This is a genomic window from Spirillospora sp. NPDC048911 (genome assembly GCF_043198015.1).
GTDB lineage: Bacteria > Actinomycetota > Actinomycetes > Streptosporangiales > Streptosporangiaceae > Spirillospora.
In genome coordinates this window covers 1,459,461-1,479,576 of record NZ_JBICUD010000001.1, presented here as the reverse complement: position 1 = coordinate 1,479,576, position 20,116 = coordinate 1,459,461, and the positions used below count along the sequence as shown (strand labels likewise).

Annotated in this window: 19 protein-coding genes; 9 read left to right on the top strand and 10 right to left on the bottom strand. The window is 68.9% G+C overall.

From position 1 onward, the window contains the following. Positions 1–5 precede the first annotated feature (5 nt). From ACGFNU_RS06820 to ACGFNU_RS06800, 5 genes are read right to left on the bottom strand one after another with little or no spacing between them, the layout of a single operon-like run. Positions 6–503, bottom strand: a complete 498-nt coding sequence (locus ACGFNU_RS06820; RefSeq protein WP_392590839.1) for a flavoprotein — start codon at positions 501–503, stop codon at positions 6–8. A 3-nt stretch (positions 504–506) separates the two neighbouring features. Then, positions 507–872, bottom strand: coding sequence for a hypothetical protein (locus ACGFNU_RS06815; RefSeq protein WP_392590838.1), 366 nt, complete (start codon positions 870–872; stop codon positions 507–509). 41 nt (positions 873–913) lie between these two features. Beyond that, positions 914–1,591, bottom strand: a complete 678-nt coding sequence (locus ACGFNU_RS06810; RefSeq protein ID WP_392590836.1) for a hypothetical protein — start codon at positions 1,589–1,591, stop codon at positions 914–916. Further along, positions 1,558–2,211, bottom strand: coding sequence for a peptide-methionine (S)-S-oxide reductase MsrA (gene msrA, locus ACGFNU_RS06805; protein ID WP_392591032.1), 654 nt, complete (start codon positions 2,209–2,211; stop codon positions 1,558–1,560). The genes ACGFNU_RS06810 and msrA overlap by 34 nt, the downstream gene beginning before the upstream one ends. A gap of 22 nt (positions 2,212–2,233) precedes the next feature. After that, entirely contained in the window at positions 2,234–2,851 is a 618-nt protein-coding gene (locus ACGFNU_RS06800) for a class I SAM-dependent DNA methyltransferase (RefSeq protein ID WP_392590834.1), read from the bottom strand. A gap of 76 nt (positions 2,852–2,927) precedes the next feature. On the opposite strand from ACGFNU_RS06800, the gene rarD reads away from it, so the two are divergent. Continuing rightward, positions 2,928–3,824: an EamA family transporter RarD gene (gene rarD, locus ACGFNU_RS06795; protein WP_392590833.1), complete on the top strand. Its 897-nt coding sequence runs from the start codon at positions 2,928–2,930 to the stop codon at positions 3,822–3,824. 112 nt (positions 3,825–3,936) lie between these two features. Then, positions 3,937–4,347 carry a hypothetical protein gene (locus tag ACGFNU_RS06790; protein ID WP_392590832.1) on the top strand — a complete coding sequence of 137 codons (411 nt, stop codon included), beginning with the start codon at positions 3,937–3,939 and terminating at the stop codon, positions 4,345–4,347. A gap of 29 nt (positions 4,348–4,376) precedes the next feature. Here ACGFNU_RS06790 and ACGFNU_RS06785 read toward each other — a convergent pair whose 3' ends face one another. Next, complete coding sequence (locus tag ACGFNU_RS06785; RefSeq protein WP_392590830.1) at positions 4,377–5,510, bottom strand: cytochrome P450; 1,134 nt, start codon at positions 5,508–5,510, stop codon at positions 4,377–4,379. Positions 5,511–5,937: 427 nt separating this feature from the next. On the opposite strand from ACGFNU_RS06785, the gene ACGFNU_RS06780 reads away from it, so the two are divergent. From ACGFNU_RS06780 to ACGFNU_RS06750, 7 genes are all read left to right on the top strand, one after another. Further along, a complete protein-coding gene (locus tag ACGFNU_RS06780; protein WP_392590828.1) occupies positions 5,938–7,323 on the top strand; it encodes a cytochrome P450 in 1,386 nt (461 codons plus the stop codon). Then, positions 7,320–8,294, top strand: a complete 975-nt coding sequence (locus ACGFNU_RS06775) for a hypothetical protein (protein ID WP_392590827.1) — start codon at positions 7,320–7,322, stop codon at positions 8,292–8,294. Before ACGFNU_RS06780 ends, ACGFNU_RS06775 begins: the two co-directional genes overlap by 4 nt. Positions 8,295–8,440: 146 nt before the next feature. Beyond that, positions 8,441–10,033, top strand: a complete 1,593-nt coding sequence (locus ACGFNU_RS06770; protein WP_392590825.1) for a prenyltransferase/squalene oxidase repeat-containing protein — start codon at positions 8,441–8,443, stop codon at positions 10,031–10,033. Positions 10,034–10,235: 202 nt separating this feature from the next. After that, on the top strand, positions 10,236–12,632 hold the full coding sequence (locus tag ACGFNU_RS06765) for a nitrate- and nitrite sensing domain-containing protein (RefSeq protein WP_392590823.1): 2,397 nt from the start codon (positions 10,236–10,238) through the stop codon (positions 12,630–12,632). Further along, positions 12,629–13,051 (top strand): roadblock/LC7 domain-containing protein, encoded by a 423-nt coding sequence (locus ACGFNU_RS06760; RefSeq protein WP_392590821.1) that lies wholly within the window; start codon positions 12,629–12,631, stop codon positions 13,049–13,051. The genes ACGFNU_RS06765 and ACGFNU_RS06760 overlap by 4 nt, the downstream gene beginning before the upstream one ends. Then, on the top strand, positions 13,048–13,464 hold the full coding sequence (locus ACGFNU_RS06755; RefSeq protein WP_392590819.1) for a DUF742 domain-containing protein: 417 nt from the start codon (positions 13,048–13,050) through the stop codon (positions 13,462–13,464). Before ACGFNU_RS06760 ends, ACGFNU_RS06755 begins: the two co-directional genes overlap by 4 nt. Continuing rightward, positions 13,445–14,044, top strand: coding sequence for an ATP/GTP-binding protein (locus tag ACGFNU_RS06750; RefSeq protein WP_392590818.1), 600 nt, complete (start codon positions 13,445–13,447; stop codon positions 14,042–14,044). Before ACGFNU_RS06755 ends, ACGFNU_RS06750 begins: the two co-directional genes overlap by 20 nt. On the opposite strand, the gene ACGFNU_RS06745 is transcribed toward ACGFNU_RS06750, so the two are convergent. The 4 genes from ACGFNU_RS06745 to nuoL form a co-directional block, all read right to left on the bottom strand. Then, a complete protein-coding gene (locus ACGFNU_RS06745) occupies positions 14,041–14,988 on the bottom strand; it encodes a polyprenyl synthetase family protein (protein WP_392591031.1) in 948 nt (315 codons plus the stop codon). The genes ACGFNU_RS06750 and ACGFNU_RS06745 overlap by 4 nt on opposite strands. A 66-nt stretch (positions 14,989–15,054) precedes the next feature. Next, complete coding sequence (nuoN, locus tag ACGFNU_RS06740) at positions 15,055–16,620, bottom strand: NADH-quinone oxidoreductase subunit NuoN (protein ID WP_392590817.1); 1,566 nt, start codon at positions 16,618–16,620, stop codon at positions 15,055–15,057. Continuing rightward, positions 16,617–18,200, bottom strand: a complete 1,584-nt coding sequence (locus ACGFNU_RS06735; protein WP_392590815.1) for an NADH-quinone oxidoreductase subunit M — start codon at positions 18,198–18,200, stop codon at positions 16,617–16,619. The genes nuoN and ACGFNU_RS06735 overlap by 4 nt, the downstream gene beginning before the upstream one ends. Then, positions 18,200–20,110, bottom strand: coding sequence for an NADH-quinone oxidoreductase subunit L (gene nuoL, locus ACGFNU_RS06730; RefSeq protein ID WP_392590813.1), 1,911 nt, complete (start codon positions 20,108–20,110; stop codon positions 18,200–18,202). The genes ACGFNU_RS06735 and nuoL overlap by 1 nt, the downstream gene beginning before the upstream one ends. Positions 20,111–20,116: the final 6 nt, after the last annotated feature.

The window sequence follows — 20,116 nt, the reverse complement described above, 5'->3', positions numbered from 1 at the left end:
GGCCCTCAAGCGCCGCTGTTCAGCTCTGTGAGGACGTCCTGCCAACTGGGCAGGGGTGCGCCGGGGTCGAAGAGCACGTGGACGCCCATGGAGCGCAGGGCGTCCAGGTTCGACTTGAACACCGCATGGCTGGCCAACTCAGCCTTGACCTGTGGGACGGCCAGGGTCGGGACGCCCATGCCGACGTGCTCGCAGAGCATGCCGACAGCGACGGTGTCCGTGATGCCCAGCGCCCACTTGTTGATCGTGTTGAACGTAGCGGGAGCCACCACGATGGCGTCGGCGGGCGGCAGGCCGTTCGAGGTCTCGTGCGGCAGCCGGAAGTCGGTCCGCACCGGCCCGCCGGTCAGGGCCGCGAGCCGCTCCACGTCCAGGAACTTGACCCCCATCGGGGTCGCGATCACCCGGACGTGCCAGCCCGCGGCCTGCGCCAGCTCTACGAAGGTCGCCAGGCCGGACGCCGCCGGAGCACCGCACGCGATCGAGTAGAGAACCCTCTTCATGCGCTAGCTCTGGCGCAGCTGATGCGCCAGGACGACGAACTCGCCGTACCCGTCGTCGTTGACCGACCGGTGATCGATGGCGACCCGGACACGGCCGCCAGGGAGATCGCGCTCCAAGACGACCGCGTCCAGGTGCACCGGGATCGGAAACCCGGCATCAGCCTCTGGCTCATCGGCCCAGAAGAGAGGCGTCTTGTCGATGATCGAATGTTGCTTCCCGTCCGCGTCGGCGAAGACGACCTCGACGATGAAGGGATACCCATCGAGATCGACCCATCGAATGGCCTCAGCAACCAGCAACGCGAACTCGGAATCGTCAGCCATCGGCAGGGGCGACGCCGATTGGGCAAGAGAGGCCTGTGCCGCCAAGACTGCGCTGCCATGCGGCCGTTCGGCGCCGCAAGCCCGGGTTAACCATTGAGGCCCCAAGTGTCCAAGCCTGAGTAGATGAGCATGGCTCGACAATCCGGTGCGGAAAGACACTCCGCCTCACCGTTGTAGACCGCCACGAGCGAATCCTCTCCGCGCCACCATGTGTCCGCCAACCCCGCGATCTCGGGAACCGGCTCGTAACCCTCCAGCCGCAGTGCCTCCACGCCGTCACCCGCCACTCTCGTGATCTCCTTGGCCCACAGGGAGGCGTGGTAGGCCAGCGCAACCGACTCGACCCATCCCTCGACTGTCGCGTGAAGCGGCACCCACCGTTCACTGTGGATGCCGAACTCTCCGTTCGGGCCGATCATGAAGGCATAGGGCACCGAGCATCGCTGGGGCCCTGCATCGAACCACCAGCCCTCAGCCGGAGAGCCTTCAGGCGTGTCAGGGCACAGGATCCTTGGGCCGCCCTCGTAGTGAGGAGCTGGAGGCAGCACCAAGCCACCCCAGCGGCTGCTGTACACCGCCGCCCGGTCGATCTCAGCGGCGGGGATGCCGAGATCGAGCCAGCGAACCCGCCACTGCTCGACCGCCAGCGACTCAACCCTGACGCCATGCACGCGAACGAAGTCGCGAGCTCGACGGGTCAGGCCGTCAGGAATGTCGGCGGAATGCGGCGTCACTCGCTCGGTGCGATGCCCGTTGGGCACCATCGACCTTCGGGAGGGTCACCTAGGGGTAGACCGGTGCCGCCTAGGCCGCAGTAGCCGTTGGGCACTTTGTGCAGGTACTGCTGGTGGTAGTCCTCGGCGAAGTAGAACTCGGTGGCTGGGGCCAGTTGGGTCGTGATGGGGCCGTAGCCGGCTGATGTCAGGACTTGCTGGTACGCGTCGCGGGAGGCTTCGGCGGTCTTCTGCTGGGCTTCGTCTCTGTAGAAGATGGCCGAGCGGTATTGGGTGCCTACGTCGTTGCCCTGGCGCATGCCTTGGGTGGGGTTGTGGGCTTCCCAGAAGACGCGCAGGAGGTCTTCGTAGGAGACCTTGGCGGGGTCGTAGACGACGCGGACGGCCTCGGTGTGGCCGGTGCGGCCGCTGCAGACCTCTTCGTAGGTCGGGTTGGGGGTGTAGCCGCCCTCGTAGCCGACGCTGGTGGAGACGACGCCGGGGGTCTGCCAGAACTTGCGTTCGGCGCCCCAGAAGCAGCCCAGGCCGAACTCGGCGATCTCCGCCCCGTCGGGGTAGGGCGGTGCCAGAGGGCCGCCCAGGACCTCGTGGCGCGGTGGCACCGGCATGGGCTCGTCGCGGCCCGGGAGGGCCTTGTCGGGAGTGATCATCTCGGTTTTCGCGAACACTCCTTCAGGCTACGCGGTGAGCGAGTATGTAGGCGCGGGTGGTTTCTGCTTCGGTCGGATAGGGGTGGCGTTCTACGTAGGCGTCTATGGCGAAGCCCGTTTCTTGCAGGGCCGACTCGATCTCGGAGCGCAGGTAGAACTGGAAGTCGAGGGAGACGGGGTGCTGCCACATCTCGTCCAGGTGCCGGACCTCGTCGCCCAGGTGGAACGAGATCAGGGCGACTCCGTTCGGCTTGAGGACGCGGTGGAACTCGAAGAAGGTCGCGGGGATCTCGGGCGGGGTGATGTGGATGATCGAGTAGAACGCGACGATGCCGCCCCAGGCCTGGTCGGGGACGTGGAGTTCGCGCATGTCCGCCGTGTGGAAACCGATGCCCGGGTGTGCGGTTGTGGCGATCTCCACCATGCGGGGGGACAGGTCGATGCCGAGGGTCGGGGCGCCGCGTTCGTGCAGGTAGCGGGCCACCTGGCCGGGGCCGCAGCCGAGGTCGGCGATCGGGCCGTTCACCTGGGCCGCGACGAGGTCGAGCAGGGCGCGGTCGAGCGGCTTGCCCGAGAGTTCGTCCAAGAACCGCTCGGCGTAGGTGTCGGCGATCTCGTCGTAGCTGTCGCGCGTGCTCATCCGTCCCCGTCATGACCGTGTCGAATTTGGCTGCTTACTCACTGATATTGTGCGGTTTGTGGTGAACCGTCGCGGAATGGTATTCGGCTTCACGGCCTACGTGCTGTGGGGGCTCTTTCCCCTCTACTGGCCCCTCCTGAAGCCGGCCGGTGCGCTGGAGATCCTCGCCCACCGGATCATGTGGTCCCTGGTCGCGGTCGTCGCCATCCTGGCCGTCCGCCGCAACTGGGCCTGGATCCGGAGCCTCACCCCCCGCAAGCTCGGCGTCCTGACGGTGGCCGCGGTGGTGATCACGGCCAACTGGGGCACCTACATCTACGCGGTCAACACCGGGCACACCATCGAGGCGGCCCTCGGCTACTTCATCAATCCCCTGATCAGTGTGCTCCTCGGTGTGGTCATCTTCCGGGAACGGCTGCGTCCCTGGCAGTGGACGGCCGTGGGCCTGAGCGTGGCCGCGGTCGTCGTCCTGACCGCCGACTACGGCCGGCTGCCCTGGATCGCGCTGGTCCTGGCCTTCTCGTTCGGTACGTACGGGCTGTTCAAGAAGTTCGCCAACATGCCGTCGGCGGAGAGCCTCGCGGTGGAGACGACCGTGCTGCTCGTCCCGGCGCTCGGCTTCGCCCTCGCGCTCCAGGCCCGGGGCGACGCCGCGTTCGGCCACGAGGGCGCCGGCAACATGGCCCTGCTCGCCGCGGGCGGGATCGTGACGGCGATCCCGCTCATGCTCTTCAACGCCGCCGCGGTACGGATCCCGCTGAGCACGATCGGGATGCTGCAGTACCTCGCCCCGGTGCTGCAGTTCCTCATCGGCCTGCTCGTGCAGCACGAGGAGATGCCGCCGAGCCGCTGGGCGGGCTTCCTGCTGGTGTGGGCCGCGCTGATCATCTTGACGACCGACGGTGTGCGCGCCGGACGCCGCACCCGGCGCGAGGCGCGGATCGTGGCGGAGCCGGTGCCCGAGTCAGCCTGACCGAAGGTTCGACAACTTTTCGACGATTCTGTGCATCTCTATTGTGAACGACCGCGAAGCCACTAGAGTGCCGGACGTCACACCCTCCGCCACCTTGACCCGAGGAGTCCCCTTGCGTCTGCTCAGCCTCAGCGCCATGGGAACGGCCCTCATCGGCGCCGGTCTCGTCGCCCCCGCGGTGGGCGAGGCGACGGCCGGCGGCGCGAACGGCGTCAAGACCACTCCGAGCGTCGCCCGCCCCGGGCAGCGGGTCGACCTGACGGTCCCCGGCTGCTCCGTCGGCCGTACGCGCCACTGGGCGGCTTCCAAGGCCTTCGTCAACGACGTGACGCTGGGCGGCAAGGCCGATAGCGGCCACGGCACCGCCACCGTCAAGCGCGACATGGCCTCCGGAACGTACGACATCGTCGCGCACTGTGACGGCCGCAAGATCTCCGGACGGCTGAAGATCTCGACCAAGCGCTCCTGGCCGTCCCTCGTCCCCACCGGCCTGAACCGCCCCGAGGTCACCCTCGGCAAGTGACCCCCGCGCCCACGGCTCGGACGGTTCCGTCAGCCGGTCGCCGGAATGACGATCGGGACGCTGGAGATTCCGATGACACCGGTGGGCCACTCGACCTTCGGATGAGCACCCGGGGCTAGCCCGTACTCGGGTATGCGGCGGTGCCACTCTTCGAGGACCACCCTCAGCTCCATGCGCGCGAGATGGATCCCGAGGCATCGATGCGGCCCACCGCCCCAGGTGAGGTGGTTGTGATCGCGGCGGGGATCGAGCACGTCGGCATCGTCCAACTCTGACGGATCCCGGTTCGCGGCGCCGACGGCCACGCCCACCGCCGAGCCCGCCGGAATGCTCACGCCCGCCAGTTCGACGTCGCGCGTGGTCACCCGGGGAATGACCGCGTTGGCCGGATCGACCCGGAGCATCTCCTCGATCAGGGCGGGGATGGCCGAGGACTCCCCGGCGATCAGCCGGCGCAGGTCCGGACGGACCGCCAGCTTCGCGAAGATCAGGCTCAGCGCGTTGGTGACGGAGTCCACCCCCGCGAGGACGAAGAGGAAGCACAGGCCCACCGCCTCCTGATCGGTCATCGGCTCCTCTGCCGACGCTTCGAAGAGACTTCGAAGGAGTCCCTGCGCCCTGCCGGCACGGCTTTCGGCCGCGTGCGCGCTGACGTACTCGAAGAGCTCGGTCGCCGACCGCACGGCCTCCGGCGTGGGCTCTCCCGCCCCGGACAGATCGGCCAGCTGAATGATCACCTCACGCCAGGCCAGCAGCCGCTCGACATCGCTCGCGGGCAGGCCGAAGAGCGTGAGGAAGACCTGGGCCGGCACCGGTCGCGACAGGCCGGACACCACGTCGCCGCCTCCCTCCGGGAGGAACGCGTCGATCAGTGTGCCGGCGTGGTCGCGGACGGCCCGCTCCAGGGCCGCGGCCGCCCGCGGCGTGAAGAACGGCTGGAGCAGGCGCCGGTAGCGGGTGTGGTCCGGCGGGTCGAAGGCGATCGGGACCAGCGGAACCGGACTTCCCAACGTGTCGAACGCCTTTTTCGAGGAGAAGGTCGCGGGGTCTTTGAAGACCTGATCAGCGAGTTCGCGAGTCGTCACCAGATAGCCCGCGTCCGACCGTACGAGGGGACCGGCGCCGCGCAGCACGGCGTAGCCCTCCCCACGGTCGTCCGCCATGGGCAACTCCGCCATACGGAGCACGTCGCCATTCCTTGCATCGATAGTCATGGCCATCCTGAGGCGCGGTCAAGGAAGATCGGCCAGATCGTATGTCGGCATTGCGGTGAATGGAAGCCTCTCAAGATGATCAATTCATGGGTCTCGAACCTCTCTCACGCCGGCCTCCATGCCTCTTTACAGCACTTGTTGACAAGAGCCCACAGTGAGTGATCTCTGTCACCTTTTAAGTCCGATTCCCGAACGATGCCCAACTTGATACCTAAAAGAGGATCATGTAATACTTTGGCGATAAGTGATCGCTTTGTACGTCTTTGACCTATCTGTCGAACTTTCCCGTCACCGAGGGGCCTCACGCGGCAGAGGTTGCGGCGTGACCCGGGCCCACCGCCACCATCCACCCGGTTCGTCCGAGGGGCAGTGAGCCATGTCCGCCACGGTCAAAACGAACGGCATCCGCAAACCCAGGAATTTCCCCCTCTACAAGACCCTGCCCGGATTCATTCGCAATCCGCTCAAGGAGATCGAGCACATCGGAAGGGTCGCCGACGGAGACCTCGCACGATTGGATCTGGGAGCTTCCAAGCCCCTGATAGCCACCCACCCCGACCACGTGCAGAAGGTTTTGCGCAACTCAGGCGACTACGTTCGGGCGGGAACGTTCTGGCGTCCCCTGCACGGCCTGATGGGTGACGGCATCCTCGGCGAAGGCGAGCTTTGGGCCCTGAGCCGCAGGAGTCTCCAGCCACTGTTCACCACTCGCAATGTGAACACCCTCGTCGGCCGGATGGCCGAAACGATCGACGAGGCCGTCGGCGAGCTGGACGGCCCCGCACGGGACCGGCGCCCCGTGTCCGCGAGCGCTGCGATGATCCGTATCGTCAACAGGACGGTGCTGAGGGTCTTCTTCGGGGAGAAGGTGTCACCGGCCGAGATCGAGCGGCTCGGCCCGGCCTTCGAGGCCGTGGCCACCAAGCTGGTCTTCCGGTTCCTGCTGCCGTTCGTCCCCGAGGCGGTTCCCATGCCCGGTGACCGCGCCTATCGCCGGGGCGTCCAGATCATGGACGAGGTGATGTACGGGCTGGTCGAGCGGTACCGCGACGACCCGGGCCCCGGCGAGGACATCTTCACCGCGCTCTGCCGGGCACGGACGGAGCAGGGACACACGGAGCAGGGACACGAGGTCTCGGGGCGCTGGATTCGCGACAACCTCGTCGCCATGTTCGCCACGAGCACGGAGACGACCTCCACCGCGTTGACCTGGCTGTGGCCGACGCTCGAATCCCATCCCGACGTCGCCCGGCGGCTTTATGACGAGATCGAGCAGGTCACCCAGGGGAAGAGCGTGACAGCCGAGCACCTCCCCCAGCTGGCCTACACAAGGCAGGTCGTGCAAGAGCTGCTGCGCCTCTACCCCGTCGGGTGGTTGTTCCCGAGGGTGGCGCGGAGGCCGGACTCCATCGGTGGAGTGCCGATCAAAGCCGGGCAGTCGGTGCTGATCAGCCCTTATCTGACCCACCGGCTTCCCTCGGTATGGGATCGGCCGCTCGTGTTCGACCCCGACCGTTTCGCTCCCGGCCGCGGCGCGGACCGCCATCGCTACGCCTACTTCCCGTTCGGCGGCGGTCAGCACCAGTGCATCGGCATGCACGTCTTCAACCTCGAGGCGCAACTGGTCATCGCGAGCATCCTGAGCAGGTACCGGCCCGAGCTGCGGGGGTTCACCGCGCCCGCCGCTCCGCGAATCGGCGCGACGATCCGGCCGAGTCAGGACCCGAAGCTGATCCTGCACCCGCTGGATCGCGTCAGATGACGCGGGCAGAGGTCGCGGGATCGCCCGCTCCCCCGTTCGTCCCGTCGACGTCCGCCGCCGAGGCCGGAGCCATCTGCGCCGTGGCGGGGCAGAGCCAGCGGCAGATGCGCGAGTGGGCCAGCGCCTATCCGGCTCTGTACGCCGTGAGCCCGTTCGACCCCGCTCTCTTCAGCACCCTTTCCCTCGCGGCGGCGTTCAGCGGGCCCGGTCTCACCGCGGACCAGCTCCGCATGGCGAACCGCGTGTGCCTGTGGTGCTTCGGGCTGGACTGGCTGGTCGACTACGTCTTCACCACCGAGGAGCAGATCAGCGCTCTCGTCCAGCGGTGCCAGTCGGTCGTGGACGGCACCCTCACGTCGGCCGGCGCAGCCAGGCCACCGGCGCCAGAGCCGACACCGACACTCAACGATGATTCCGCGGCGGCCTTGGACGATCTGGAGCTCTTCCTGATCGACATCCGGCGGGAGCTCGCCGCCGCGCCGGCGTTCACCGACCTCGGGGACGTCTGGCGTGCGGAGTTCCGGCTCATGGTGGAGGCGATGGCCCGCGAGTGGCGGTGGAAGGCCGATCGTGACGGCGGCATGGGCCGTGGCCCGACCTTCGACGAGTACCTCGCCAACGCCGACAACCTCGGCTTCTCCTTCGTCCTGGCCTCGCACTGGATCGCGAACGGGGGCGGCGGCGACATCGACGGCGTGCGGACGGCGAGCCGAGCCGTGCAACGCGTGATCCGCCTGTTGAACGACCTCGGAACCTACGACCGGGACATCCGGTGGGGCGACCTCAACGGGCTCCTTCTCGATCGCACGCGGAGCGAGGTCGAGCGACAGGTCATCGTCCTCGCCGAGCATGCCCGGGCCGCGATCCAGGACATTCGCCACGAGTGCCCGGCACTGGCTTCGTACATGGAGCGGCAGATGGATTTCTGTGCAGGTTTCTATGGATCTGCCGACTTCTGGGGCGCTCTGTGAGCTCCTGTACGCGGACGTCAGGCGCGGGCCAGACGTCGGGCGCAGGCCAGACGCCGGGCGCGGGCCTGGCGTCCGCCGTCATCTCCACGGACGACACGCGCCCGTCCGCCATCGTCTCGGCTGCCCAGGACCTGGTCGACGGTCTCATGACGCACGGCTGGGGGCAGACGTCACCGTCGGTCTACGAGACAGGCCGGCTGGTGACGCTGGTCCCCTGGCTGTCCGGGCATGGCCGGCGGGTGGCCTACCTCCTGAAGACCCAACGCTCAGACGGCGCCTGGGGGCCAGGGGAAGAGGGCTATTCGCTGGCTCCGACCCTGAGCGCGGCCGAGGCGCTCTTGTCGGTCGTGTGCAACGACACGCTCGCGACGGGCACCGGCTCGCAGCCCCACCCCGAGGCAGTGGCCGAGGCCGCGGCACGCGGGCTGAGCGCCTTGGTGGACGGACTGAACGGCGCACGCCCGAGCTGGACTCCGCTACCCGACATGCCGGCCATCGAGCTGATCGTGCCCTCGCTCGTCGAAAGGATCAACCGGCACCTGGCGGGCCTGCCCGCACGGCCGCGGCAGGGCCTCGAAGAATGGGCGGGCACCCGGATCGCCCTTCCCGCCGGCGTGAACGGCGACAAGCTCCTGCGGACCAGAAGACTGCTGGAATCGGGAAGGGACATACCGCCGAAGCTCCTGCACGCACTGGAAGTGGCCGGTGAGACCGCGGTCGGCCTGCCGCACGTCCGTCCCGAGCGGACCGGCACGATCGGGGCGGCCCCCGCCGCCACCGCGGCCTGGCTGGGAGATCGTATGCCGGCCGATCCCGGCGACCCCGCACGCTGGCACCTGGAGACCGTGGTGGCGCTGCACGACGGTCCGGTGCCCTGCGGATTGCCGCTGACGGTGTTCGAACGCGGATGGGTGCTGGCCTGGCTGCTGCGTTCGGGATTGCCGGTGAACGTCCATCCCCAGCTCGTGCTGAGCCTCACCGCACCGCTGGGCCCCAAGGGCACCGCCGCCGCCGCGGGCCTGCCCGCGGACGCCGACACCACGGCCGGCGCGCTCTACGCGCTGGCGCTGCTCGGAGCTCCGCGCCGGCCCGACCCGCTGTGGGAGTACGAGGGCGAGACGCATTTCTGCACGTGGGCAGAGGAAGACGGCAACTCCACCACCACGAACGCCCACGTCATTGAAGCCTTCGGACAATATCTGGCGTCCGTTCCCGCCCAACGGATCGGCGCCGGGATGGGACGACGCTATTCAGCGACTATCAACAAGCTTGCCTATTGGTTGTGCGAACAGCAACGAAACGACGGGAGCTGGGCAGATCGCTGGCACGCCTCGCCTTATTATGCGACTGCCTGCTGCGCCGTCGCGCTGGCCGGATTCGCAGGCGAGCGATCCGCGCCCGCGGTGAAGGCCGCCCGCCAGTGGGTTCTGGACACCCAGCGCGCGGACGGCTCTTGGGGGCGATGGCAAGGGACGGCGGAGGAGACGGCCTACGCCGTGCGAACTCTGCTTCTTACGACGCCGCGGCCGGATCCGCTCTCCCTACGGGCGGTGGCGCGTGGCCGGGAACACCTCGCACAGGCACTGTGGGACGAATCCGGCGCTCTTGCCGGCGAGCTCAAGGATGAGCCGGCCCTGTGGCACGACAAAGATCTTTACCGGCCCACGGCAATCGTTCGAGCCGCGATCGTGGCGTCGCTGCATCTCGCGGAGAAGTCCGCACCGGTTTCCGGTAAGTGAATTGCGCCACATACTCGGCTCTTCGCCGAGGTCGGTCGGCATTTATGTTGGTTGACCTTGAGCCGGTATGTCACGGGTTGCTAGTGTTCCCTCGCGTGCCGAACGGCCGCTGCCCGCGCCCATCCCGGTCAAGGGAAACTTGCGCTGGTCCGTTAGTTCCTAACGGTTCGCAGATCAACCTACATATTGTTGGGGCGAAGTTATGCGCTTCCGCAACTCACGCCTGCGGACGAAAGTCACGGCCCTGCTGCTCTCCCTGATCGCCCTCTGGTCGTTCGCCGCATGGGTGACCTTGCGGGAAGGCGTGAACCTGCTCGGCGTGAGCACCCTCGACTCCAACATCGCGCAGCCCTCCGACCCGCTCCTCGTCGAGCTCCAGCAGGAACGCCGGCTCTCCATGATTCACATGGCGGCGCCGACCGCCGCCAAGCGGCGCGCCCTCGACCAGCAGCGGGCCCGCACCGACAGGGCCAAGGCCGAACTGGTGCGAAAGGCACGTGCGGGCAGCGTCCGGTGGACCGCGGGCGACCTGCTCGAACGACGGATCACGCAGATGCTCGACCAGCTGAGCGGCATGGACGGCGCACGCCGGACGGTCGACGCCGGAGTCACCGACCGGACCCGCGTCGCGACGTCGTACTCCAAGGTCATCGACTCGTTCTTCCTGGTCTACGACACCCTCGCCACGCTGGACGACAAGGACTTCGCCAAGGACACCCGATCCCTGGTCGAGCTCAACCGCTCCTGGGAGCTGCTCTCCCAGGAGGACGCGCTGATGGCCGGCGCGCTGTCCACCGGCCGGGTGACACCGGCGGAGCAGTTCCAGTTCATCCAGCTCGTCGGCGCGCGGCGCAACCTCCTCGCGCGCGCCGTGACCGATGTCGAGAACTCCGACCGCGTCCTGCACACGAATCTGATCAGGAGCCCGGTCCTCGCGCGGATCAGCGCCTTGGAGGAGCAGCTCGCGCAGAGCCGCCGCGCCGGCGCGCAGGACCGGTCGGCGCAGCGCTCGCCGGTGAGCGCCGAACAATGGACCGCCGCGGCGGGGCCGGCGCTCACCGAGCTGCGGCGTCAGGTGCAGGGGTCGGGAGACCGGCTGGTGGAACGGGCCAAGCCGATCGCCGCCGGAGTGGTCATCCGGTTGCTGCTGGCCGGTGGGCTCGGCCTGATCGCGGTCATCGCGTCCATCGTGCTGTCCATCACCACGGTCCGCGGCATGTCCCGGCAGTTGCAGCGGCTGCGTGACGCCGCGCGCGAACTGGCCGAGCAGCGGCTGCCGAGCGTCGTCGAGCGGCTGGGGCATGGCGACAAGGTCGACGTCGCCAAGGAGGCTCCGCCGCTGGAGTTCGGAGCGGACGAGATCGGGCAGGTGGGCCGCGCGTTCAACGTCGTGCAGGAGACCGCGATCCGCACCGCGGTCGAGCAGGCCGAGCTGCGGCGCGGTATTCGCGACGTCCTGCTGAGCCTGGCCCGCCGCACGCAGACCCTCGTCCACCGGCAGCTCAGCATGCTCGACCAGATGGAGCGCAAGCACGACATCGATCCCAAGGATCTGCAGGAGCTGTTCCGGCTGGACCACCTGGCCACCCGCATGCGGCGCAACGCCGAGAACCTCATCGTCCTCTCCGGGGCCATCCCCGCGCGTGGCTGGCGGCGGTCGGTGCCGATGGTGGACGTGGTCCGGGCGGCGGTCGGCGAGGTCGAGGACTACACCCGGGTCCAGGTCATGCCCATCGGCGAGGTCGAGCTGACCGGGCGGGCCGTCGGCGACGTCACGCACCTGCTGGCCGAGCTGATCGAGAACGCGGTGACGTTCTCCCCGCCCGACACCGTCGTCCAGATCGGCGGGCATCCGGTCGCGAGCGGATTCGCGATCGACATCGAGGACCGCGGCCTCGGCATGGACGACCAGAAGCTCGGCGAGATCAACCAGCGCATCGCCGATCCGCCGGAGTTCAACCTGCAGAGCTCGGTGCAGCTCGGCCTGTTCGTCGTCGGCAAGCTGGCCGAACGGTACGGGCTCCAGGTCTCCCTGAAGCGGTCGGCGTACGGCGGCACGACCGCCGTCGTGGTGGTCCCGCGCGAGCTCGTGACGGACGCCGAGGACGGATCGACCGGTCCACGGCCTCTTCCCGCCGCCACGGCGACGACCGAGAACGGCCTGGCCGTCCGCCAGCCCGTGCTCGCCGCCGCACCGGCGGCCGCGCCGGCACCGGTCACGGCCATCTCGCTCGCGGCCCCTTCGCCTGAGCACGATGTCGCCGACATCTCGGCACCGGCGCCATTGGCGGAGACCGCCCCGGCCGAGGCGTCCGGTCCGGCGGCACCGGACGACACGGAGGGCGCGGTGGACGAGAGGCCTGAGCCGGAGGTTTCGAGTACTCCGGGTGGGTTGCCGGTGCGGGTGCCGCAGGCGAGCTTGGCGCCGGCTTTGAAGACCGAGGAGCCGGCGGTGGTCGAGGAGCCGGACGAGGACGATCCCGGGCGGTCTCCCGAGGAGATTCAGCGGATCATGGGCTCGTACCAGCGCGGCACGGAGCGCGGGCGGAGCGAGGCGGCCGCCAGGACGGACACAGCGGAAGGTGAGGACGAGCAGTGACGCAGAAGACGGGTTCGCCGGCGGACCTGAGCTGGTTGCTGGACGACCTGATCACCCGGCTGCCCCATGCCCGGCACGCCGTCGTGCTGTCGGCGGACGGGCTGCTGATGGCGTCGTCGCGCGGCATCGGGCAGGACGACGGCGAGCACCTGGCCGCGGTGGCGGCGGGGATCCAGAGCCTGGCCAAGGGCGCGGGGACGCGGTTCGGCGGCGGGCCCGTACGCCAGACGATCATCGAGATGCAGTCGGCCTTCATGCTGGTCACGGTGGCGGGCAAGGGGGCCTGCCTGGCGGTGCTGAGCGACGAGGACTCCGATGTGGGGCTCATCGCCTACGAGATGGCGATGCTCGTCACCGCCATGGGACACCACCTGACCAGCCCGTCGCGAACCTCCATGGAGGATCAGGCCCCGTCATGATGCCCCCAGAGGATCCCTGGCAGGACGGTCCGCGACGGCAGGACCGGCCCGAGGAACGGTGGCTCGACGAGCACGCCGGGCCGATGGTGCGCCCGTACGTGATGACCAGCGGGCGGATCGAGCCGACCCGGGGCAGCTTCGACCTCATCACGCTGGTGGTGGCGCTCGCGCCGGAGACGGCGAGCGAGGTGGGCCTCGGGCCCGAACATCTGGCGATCACGCGGCTGTGCCAGTCGGTGATGTCGGTGGCCGAGCTCACCGGGCATCTGGACCTGCCCGTGGCCACCGTGCGGGTCCTGCTGGGCGACCTCCTCGACAAGGGCCTCATCACCCTGCAGGAACCCGAACCGGAGGCGGACATGCACGACATCAGGCTCTACAAGGCGGTGATCGATGGTCTCCGGGCCCTCTAACGAGCGCAGGCTGCCCACGGCGGTCAAGATCGTGATCGCGGGCGGCTTCGGGGTCGGGAAGACCACGATGGTCGGGACCGTGTCGGAGACCGCGCCCCTGCGGACCGAGGAGATCCTCACCGATCACAGCGTGGGCGTCGACGACGTGTCCGGCGTCGAGACGAAGCAGACGACCACCGTCGCGATGGACTTCGGCCGCATCACCATGCGCGATGAGTACGTGCTCTACCTCTTCGGCACCCCGGGCCAGGAGCGGTTCTGGTTCATGTGGGACGAGGTGTCGCTGGGCGCGCTCGGGGCGGTCGTCCTCGCCGACACCCGGCGCCTGTCGGAGTGCTTCCCTTCGGTCGACTACTTCGAGCGCCGCGGCACGCCGTTCATCGTGGCGGTCAACTGCTTCGAGGGGGCCCGCCGGTTCGACCTGGAGGAGATCCAGCAGGCCCTCAACCTGGGCCCGAACGTGCCGGTCATGCTGTGCGACGCCCGCCGGCTCGACTCGTGCAAGGAGGTCCTCGTCAACCTGGTCCTCCACGCCATGAAGGTCCGAGGGCTGCCTTCCGCCGAACCCCAGAAGGCCTAACCCGTGCGGGAGACGACGTAGTCGCAGAGGCCGGTGAAGGCGGCGCGGACGGGGATGTCCGGGAGGGTCTCCAGCTCGGCGCGGGCGTCTTCGGCCCAGCGGCGGAGGTCGGTGCGGGCCCGGTCCATCGCGGGGTGGGCGCGCAGCAGGGCCAGTGCCTCGGCGTGCAGGGCGTCGTCGGTGAGGTCCTGGCCGAGGAGCTCGCGGAGGCGGGCGTCGTCGGGGCCTGAGCCGGCACCGGCGAGGACGAGGTGCATCGGCAGGGTGCGGATGCCCTCGCGCAGGTCGGTGCCCGGGGTCTTGCCCGACTGCTCGGCGTCCGAGGCGATGTCGAGGATGTCGTCGGAGAGCTGGAACGCGACGCCGATCTTCTCGCAGGCGGAGGTGATGGTGTCGACGACGTGCGAGGGGGCGCCGCCGAGGAGGGCGCCGAACTGGCCCGACACGGCGATGAGGGACGCGGTCTTGTCGGCCACGACCTGCAGGTAGTGCTTGAGCGGGTCGGCGTCGGGGGTGGCGCCGACGGTCTCCTGGATCTGGCCGCGGACCAGGCGGGCGAACGCGCGGGCCTGGATGCGGACGGCCTCGGGGCCGAGGTCGGCCAGCAGGTCGGAGGCGCGGGCGAACAGGTAGTCGCCGGTGAGGATGGCGACGGTGTTGGTCCACCGGGCGTTGGCCGAGGGGGTGCCCCGGCGCACGGTCGCCTCGTCCATGACGTCGTCGTGGTAGAGGGTGGCCAGGTGGGTCAGCTCGACCACCACCGCGGCCGGGACGACACCGGCCGCGGCGGGGTCGCCGAAGTGGGAGGCCAGCAGCACCAGCATCGGGCGGAAGCGCTTGCCGCCGGCCTCGACCAGGTGCTTGGAGGCCTGGGTGAGCAGCGGGTCCTCGCTGTGGACCGACTCGAGCAGCAGGCTCTCGACGGCCGCGAGCCGCTCCAGCATGTCGGCGGCGAGGCCCTCGTCCACGGGCAGACCGAACGGAACGGCGCTGCTACTCACCCAAACCCCCTACCGCACGAACATCTGTGTCGCGGCGTGTCCCGCCAGGTCCAGCATGGGCTGGGGCAGGACGCCGAGTACAACAGTAGCCGTCAGCCCGAGCGCCACCGCAGCCGCGGTCGCCGGTCCGGCCACGACCGTCGGCCCGTCGGCCTCCGGCTCGCTGAAGAACATGACCACGATCACCCGGACGTAGAAGAACGCGGCGATGGCCGAGGACAGCACGCCGACCACGACCAGCGGGGTCGCCCCCGCCTCGATGGCCGCCTTGAAGACCGCGAACTTGCCGGTGAAACCGCTGGTCAGCGGGATACCGGCGAAGGCCAGGAGGAAGAAGGCGAACACCCCGGCGACCACCGGGGAACGCTTGCCCAGCCCGGCCCAGCGCGACAGGTGGCCCGCCTCGCCGCCCGCGTCCCGGACCATGGTGATCACGGCGAACGCGCCGATCGTGGTGAAGCCGTAGGCCGCCAGGTAGAACAGCGTGCTCGACAGGCCGTCGCGCGAGGTCGCGATCACGCCGGTGAGCAGGAAGCCCGCGTGCGCGATCGAGGAGTACGCGAGGAGCCGCTTCACGTCGGTCTGGGTGATGGCGATGACCGCGCCCGCGACCATTGTGAGAATGGCCACACCCCACATGACCGGCCGCCAGTCCCAGCGCAGGTTCTCGAACGCCACGTAGAAGACCCGCAACATCGCGCCGAACGCCGACACCAGCGTGCAGGACGCCATCAGCGCGGTGATCGGGGTCGGGGCGCCCTGGTAGACGTCCGGCTTCCACATGTGGAACGGCACCGCGCCGAGCTTGAACAGCAGCCCGACGGCCAGCAGCGCCATCCCGGCCAGCAGCAGGGTCTCGCTGCCCGCGTTCTTGCTCAGCTGGTCGGCGATCACCGACAGCCGCACCGAACCGGCGTAGCCGTACAGCAGCGCCGTCCCGTACAGGAAGAAGGCCGAGGAGAACGCGCCCAGCAGGAAGTACTTGAGCGCGGCCTCCTGCGACAGCAGCCGCCGACGGCGGGCCAGCCCGCAGAGCAGGTAGAGCGGGAGCGACAGGATCTCGAGCGCCACGAACATCGTGAGCAGGTCGTTCGAGGCGGGGAAGGCCAGCATGCCGCCCACCGCGAACATCATCAGCGGGAACACCTCGGTCTGGGTGATCCCGGCCGCCATCGTCTCCTGCTCGGCCTCGCTGCCCGGCAGCGCCGCGGCCTGCGACGCGAAGTGCGCCTTGCCGCCGCGCTCGGAGATCAGCAGGAGCGAGATGAGGGCGAGCACGAGGATCGTGCCCTGCAGGAACAGGGTCGGCCCGTCCACCGCCAGTGCGCCTTCGGCCGCGACGTGGAAGGGCTTGTCGGTGTAGGCCAGGACGCAGGTCCAGGCGAACGCGCCGATCAAGCCGAGGAAGGCCAGCGGCACCTGCACCGAATAGCGCCACGTGCGCGAGACGAACGCCTCGACGAGCACGCCCGCGATCGCCACGCCGAAGACCAGCAACATCGGGGCGAGCTGCCCGTACTCGATGTGCGGCGCGGAGATGTCCCCCTGCGCCAGCACCGCGCCAGTCGTGCTCATGGCCGCGCTCCGTTCTCGGCGACGTTACCGGTGATCTTCGGCGCCGGATCGTTCGGCTTGTCGACCCGGCTCAGGGTCTGCTCCACCGAGGGGTTGATCACGTTCAGCACCGGCTGCGGGAAGAAGCCCATCACCACGATGAGCGCGATGATCGGCCCGACCGCCCACAGCTCGCGCGCGGACAGGTCGGGCATGCCCTTCACCTTCTCGGTGGCGGGCCCGCCCATCGTCCGCTGGTACATCCACAGGATGTAGATGGCGGCGAGGACGATGCCGGTCGTGGCGATCAGCGCCGGCACCTTGTACCGGGTGAACGTTCCGGTCAGGACCAGGAACTCCGACACGAACGGCGCGAGGCCCGGCAGCGACAGCCCCGACAGCCCGGCGACCAGGAAGAGCCCGGCGAGCTTGGGGGCCTCCTTCTGGACGCCACCGTAGGCGTCGACCCGGGCCGACCGGCGCCGGACGATCATGAAGCCGACGATCAGGAACAGCGCGCCGGTGGAGAAGCCGTGGTTGACCATGTAGAGCGCGGCACCCGACTGCCCCTGCGAGGTCATCGCGAAGATGCCCAGCACGATGAACCCGAAGTGCGAGATCGAGGTGTAGGCGACCAGCCGCTTGAGGTCGACCTGGCCGATCGCCAGCACCGCGCCGTAGATGATGCTGATCACGGCGAGCGTGAGCACCACCGGGGTCGCCCAGTCGGCCGCGCCCGGGAACAGCTCCAGGCAGAACCGCAGCATCCCGTACGTGCCGACCTTGTCGAGCACGCCGACGATCAGCACTAGCGCGCCCGCCGGGGACTGCCCGGCCGCGTCCGGCAGCCAGGTGTGCACCGGCACCATCGGCGCCTTGATCGCGAACGCGATGAAGAAGCCCACGAACAGCCACTTGGCGGTGCTGGGGTCGATGTTCAGCTTGCTCAGCTCGCTGAACAGGAACGTGCCCTGCCCGAGCCCGCCCTCGCTCGCCGGCTTGGCCGACAGCGGGTAGAGCCAGATCACCGCGACGAGCATGATCAGCCCGCCGAACAGCGAGTAGAGCAGGAACTTCACCGCGGCGTACGAGCGCTGCGCGCCGCCGTAGGACCCGATGATGAAGTACACCGGGATCAGCATCGCCTCGAAGAAGACGTAGAAGAGGAAGACGTCGGTCGCCGCGAAGACGCCGATCATCATCGACTCCAGCGCCAGGATCAGCACGAAGTACGTCTTCACCGACCGCTTGGCGGGCACGTCGACGCCGCCCGACCGGTCGGCGTCGTTCCACGAGGCCAGGATGACCAGCGGCACGAGGACGACCGACAGCAGCACCAGCGTCAGCGCGACACCGTCGACGCCGACCGCCCAGTGGACCCCGAACTGCTTGATCCACCAGTACTTCTCGTCGAACTGGAACCGCGCGCCGCCGGTGTCGAACTGCGCCGCCATCACACCGGCGACCACCGCGACCACCAGCGAGACGCCGAGCGCGACCCGCTTGACGAGCTCGTCGCTCCCGCGTGGCAGCAGCCCCACGATCAGCGCGCCGAGCACCGGCAGCGCGATCAGGACGCTCAGCCAGGGAAAGTCTTCCATCAGACGCTCACCACCAGGAGCGCTGCCACGACAAGAGCGGCGCCGAAGAACATTGAGAGTGCATAGGAACGGGCGAAGCCGGTCTGGACGCGCCGGACGCGGCCCGAGGTGCCGCCGATCCCGGCCGCGAGGCCGTTCACCGCGCCGTCGACGCCCCGGTTGTCGAACCAGACCGCCAGCCGGGTCAGCCACTGGCCGGGCCGCATGAGCAGCGACTCGTTCAGCGCGTCCCCGTAGAGGTCCTTGCGGGCGGCGACCGTGACGAAGGAGCCCTTCGGCGCCTCACGCGGCACCGGCCGCGCCCCGTACTGCCGCCACGCGATCCCGACGCCGACGAGCATCAGCACGAACGTGGCGATGCCCGGACCGGTGATCGGCTTGAAGCCGTGGTGCTCGGGCTCGCCCACGACCGGGGCGAGGAAGTCGGAGAAACCACCGAGAATCAGGAAGCCACCGGCGAACAGCGACCCGAGCGCCAGCACCATCAGCGGAACCGTCATCACCTTGGGCGACTCGTGCGGGTGCACGTCCTCGTCCCAGCGCTTCTCGCCGTAGAACGTCATGAACATCACGCGCGACATGTAGTACGCGGTGATGCCGGCGCCGATCAGCGCGCACGCCCCGAGGATCGCCCCCGAGGTGCCGCCCTTCTCGAACGCGGCCTCGATGATGCCGTCCTTGGTGAACCAGCCCGACAGTCCCGGGAACCCGATGATCGCCAGGAAGCCGAGCCCGAACGTGGCCCACGTGACGACCATCATCGCGCGCAGCCCGCCGTAGTGGCGCATGTTGACGTCGTCCTTCATGCCGTGCATGACGGACCCGGCGCCGAGGAACAGCCCCGCCTTGAAGAAGCCGTGCGCGATGAGGTGCGCGATGGCGAACGCGTACCCGGCCTTGCCGAGCCCGGCCGCCAGGTGCATGTAGCCGATCTGCGACATCGTCGAGCCGGCCAGCGCCTTCTTGATGTCGTCCTTGCCGGTACCGATGATCGCACCGGCGAGCAGCGTGGCGGCGCCGACGATCGTCACGACGAGCTGCGCGGTGTCGGACATCTCGAAGATCGCCGCGGACCGCACGATCAGGTAGACGCCCGCGGTCACCATGGTCGCCGCGTGGATCAGGGCCGACACCGGGGTCGGGCCCTCCATCGCGTCCAGCAGCCAGGACTGCAGCGGGAGCTGGGCCGACTTGCCGCACGCGCCGAGGAGCAGCAGCAGGCCGATCGCGGTCGCGGTGCCGGTGCCGAGCTTGGAGGCGAGCCCCACGTGCTCGGCGCCCTCGCCCAGGATCTGCTCGAACGAGACCGTGCCGAACGTGGTGAACATCAGCATGATCGCCGCGACCAGGCCGAAGTCGCCGACCCGGTTGACCACGAACGCCTTCTTGGCCGCAGTGGCCGCGGTCGGCTTGTACTGCCAGAACCCGATCAGCAGGTACGAGGCGAGACCGACGCCCTCCCAGCCGATGAACATGGCGACGTAGTTGTCACCGAGCACCAGCAGGAGCATCGCCGCGACGAAGAGGTTCAGATAGGCGAAGAAGCGCCGCCGGTCCTCGTCGTGCGCCATGTAGCCGATGGAGTAGATGTGGATCAGCGAGCCGACGCCGGTGATCAGGAGCACGAAGCTGATGGACAGCGGGTCCACCAGCAGGCCCATGTCGACCTTGAACGAGCCGACGTCGAAGAACTCCCAGAGGTGCACGGTCCGGCGGCGCTCTTCGGCGTCGTAACCGAGCATCTGGACGAACATCGCCGCGCCGACCACGAACGAGCCGAGCGACATCAGCACGCCGAGCAGGTGCCCCCACTTGTCGGTGCGGCGCCCGCCCAGGAGCAGGATCGCCGCGCCCGCCAGCGGGAGCGCTATGAGAAGCCAGGCGAGTGCCTGGACGCCTTCTGCCTTCACCAGCGC

Coding starts and splice junctions, on each gene's coding strand:
- ACGFNU_RS06820 (WP_392590839.1), bottom strand. CDS start 503: ATGAAGAGGGTTCTCTACTCGATCGCGTGCGGTGCTCCGGCGGCGTCC.
- ACGFNU_RS06810 (WP_392590836.1), bottom strand. CDS start 1,591: ATGGTGCCCAACGGGCATCGCACCGAGCGAGTGACGCCGCATTCCGCC.
- msrA (WP_392591032.1), bottom strand. CDS start 2,211: ATGATCACTCCCGACAAGGCCCTCCCGGGCCGCGACGAGCCCATGCCG.
- ACGFNU_RS06800 (WP_392590834.1), bottom strand. CDS start 2,851: ATGAGCACGCGCGACAGCTACGACGAGATCGCCGACACCTACGCCGAG.
- rarD (WP_392590833.1), top strand. CDS start 2,928: ATGGTATTCGGCTTCACGGCCTACGTGCTGTGGGGGCTCTTTCCCCTC.
- ACGFNU_RS06785 (WP_392590830.1), bottom strand. CDS start 5,510: ATGGCGGACGACCGTGGGGAGGGCTACGCCGTGCTGCGCGGCGCCGGT.
- ACGFNU_RS06780 (WP_392590828.1), top strand. CDS start 5,938: ATGTCCGCCACGGTCAAAACGAACGGCATCCGCAAACCCAGGAATTTC.
- ACGFNU_RS06775 (WP_392590827.1), top strand. CDS start 7,320: ATGACGCGGGCAGAGGTCGCGGGATCGCCCGCTCCCCCGTTCGTCCCG.
- ACGFNU_RS06770 (WP_392590825.1), top strand. CDS start 8,441: ATGACGCACGGCTGGGGGCAGACGTCACCGTCGGTCTACGAGACAGGC.
- ACGFNU_RS06765 (WP_392590823.1), top strand. CDS start 10,236: ATGCGCTTCCGCAACTCACGCCTGCGGACGAAAGTCACGGCCCTGCTG.
- ACGFNU_RS06755 (WP_392590819.1), top strand. CDS start 13,048: ATGATGCCCCCAGAGGATCCCTGGCAGGACGGTCCGCGACGGCAGGAC.
- ACGFNU_RS06750 (WP_392590818.1), top strand. CDS start 13,445: ATGGTCTCCGGGCCCTCTAACGAGCGCAGGCTGCCCACGGCGGTCAAG.
- ACGFNU_RS06745 (WP_392591031.1), bottom strand. CDS start 14,988: ATGCTGGAGCGGCTCGCGGCCGTCGAGAGCCTGCTGCTCGAGTCGGTC.
- nuoN (WP_392590817.1), bottom strand. CDS start 16,620: ATGAGCACGACTGGCGCGGTGCTGGCGCAGGGGGACATCTCCGCGCCG.
- ACGFNU_RS06735 (WP_392590815.1), bottom strand. CDS start 18,200: ATGGAAGACTTTCCCTGGCTGAGCGTCCTGATCGCGCTGCCGGTGCTC.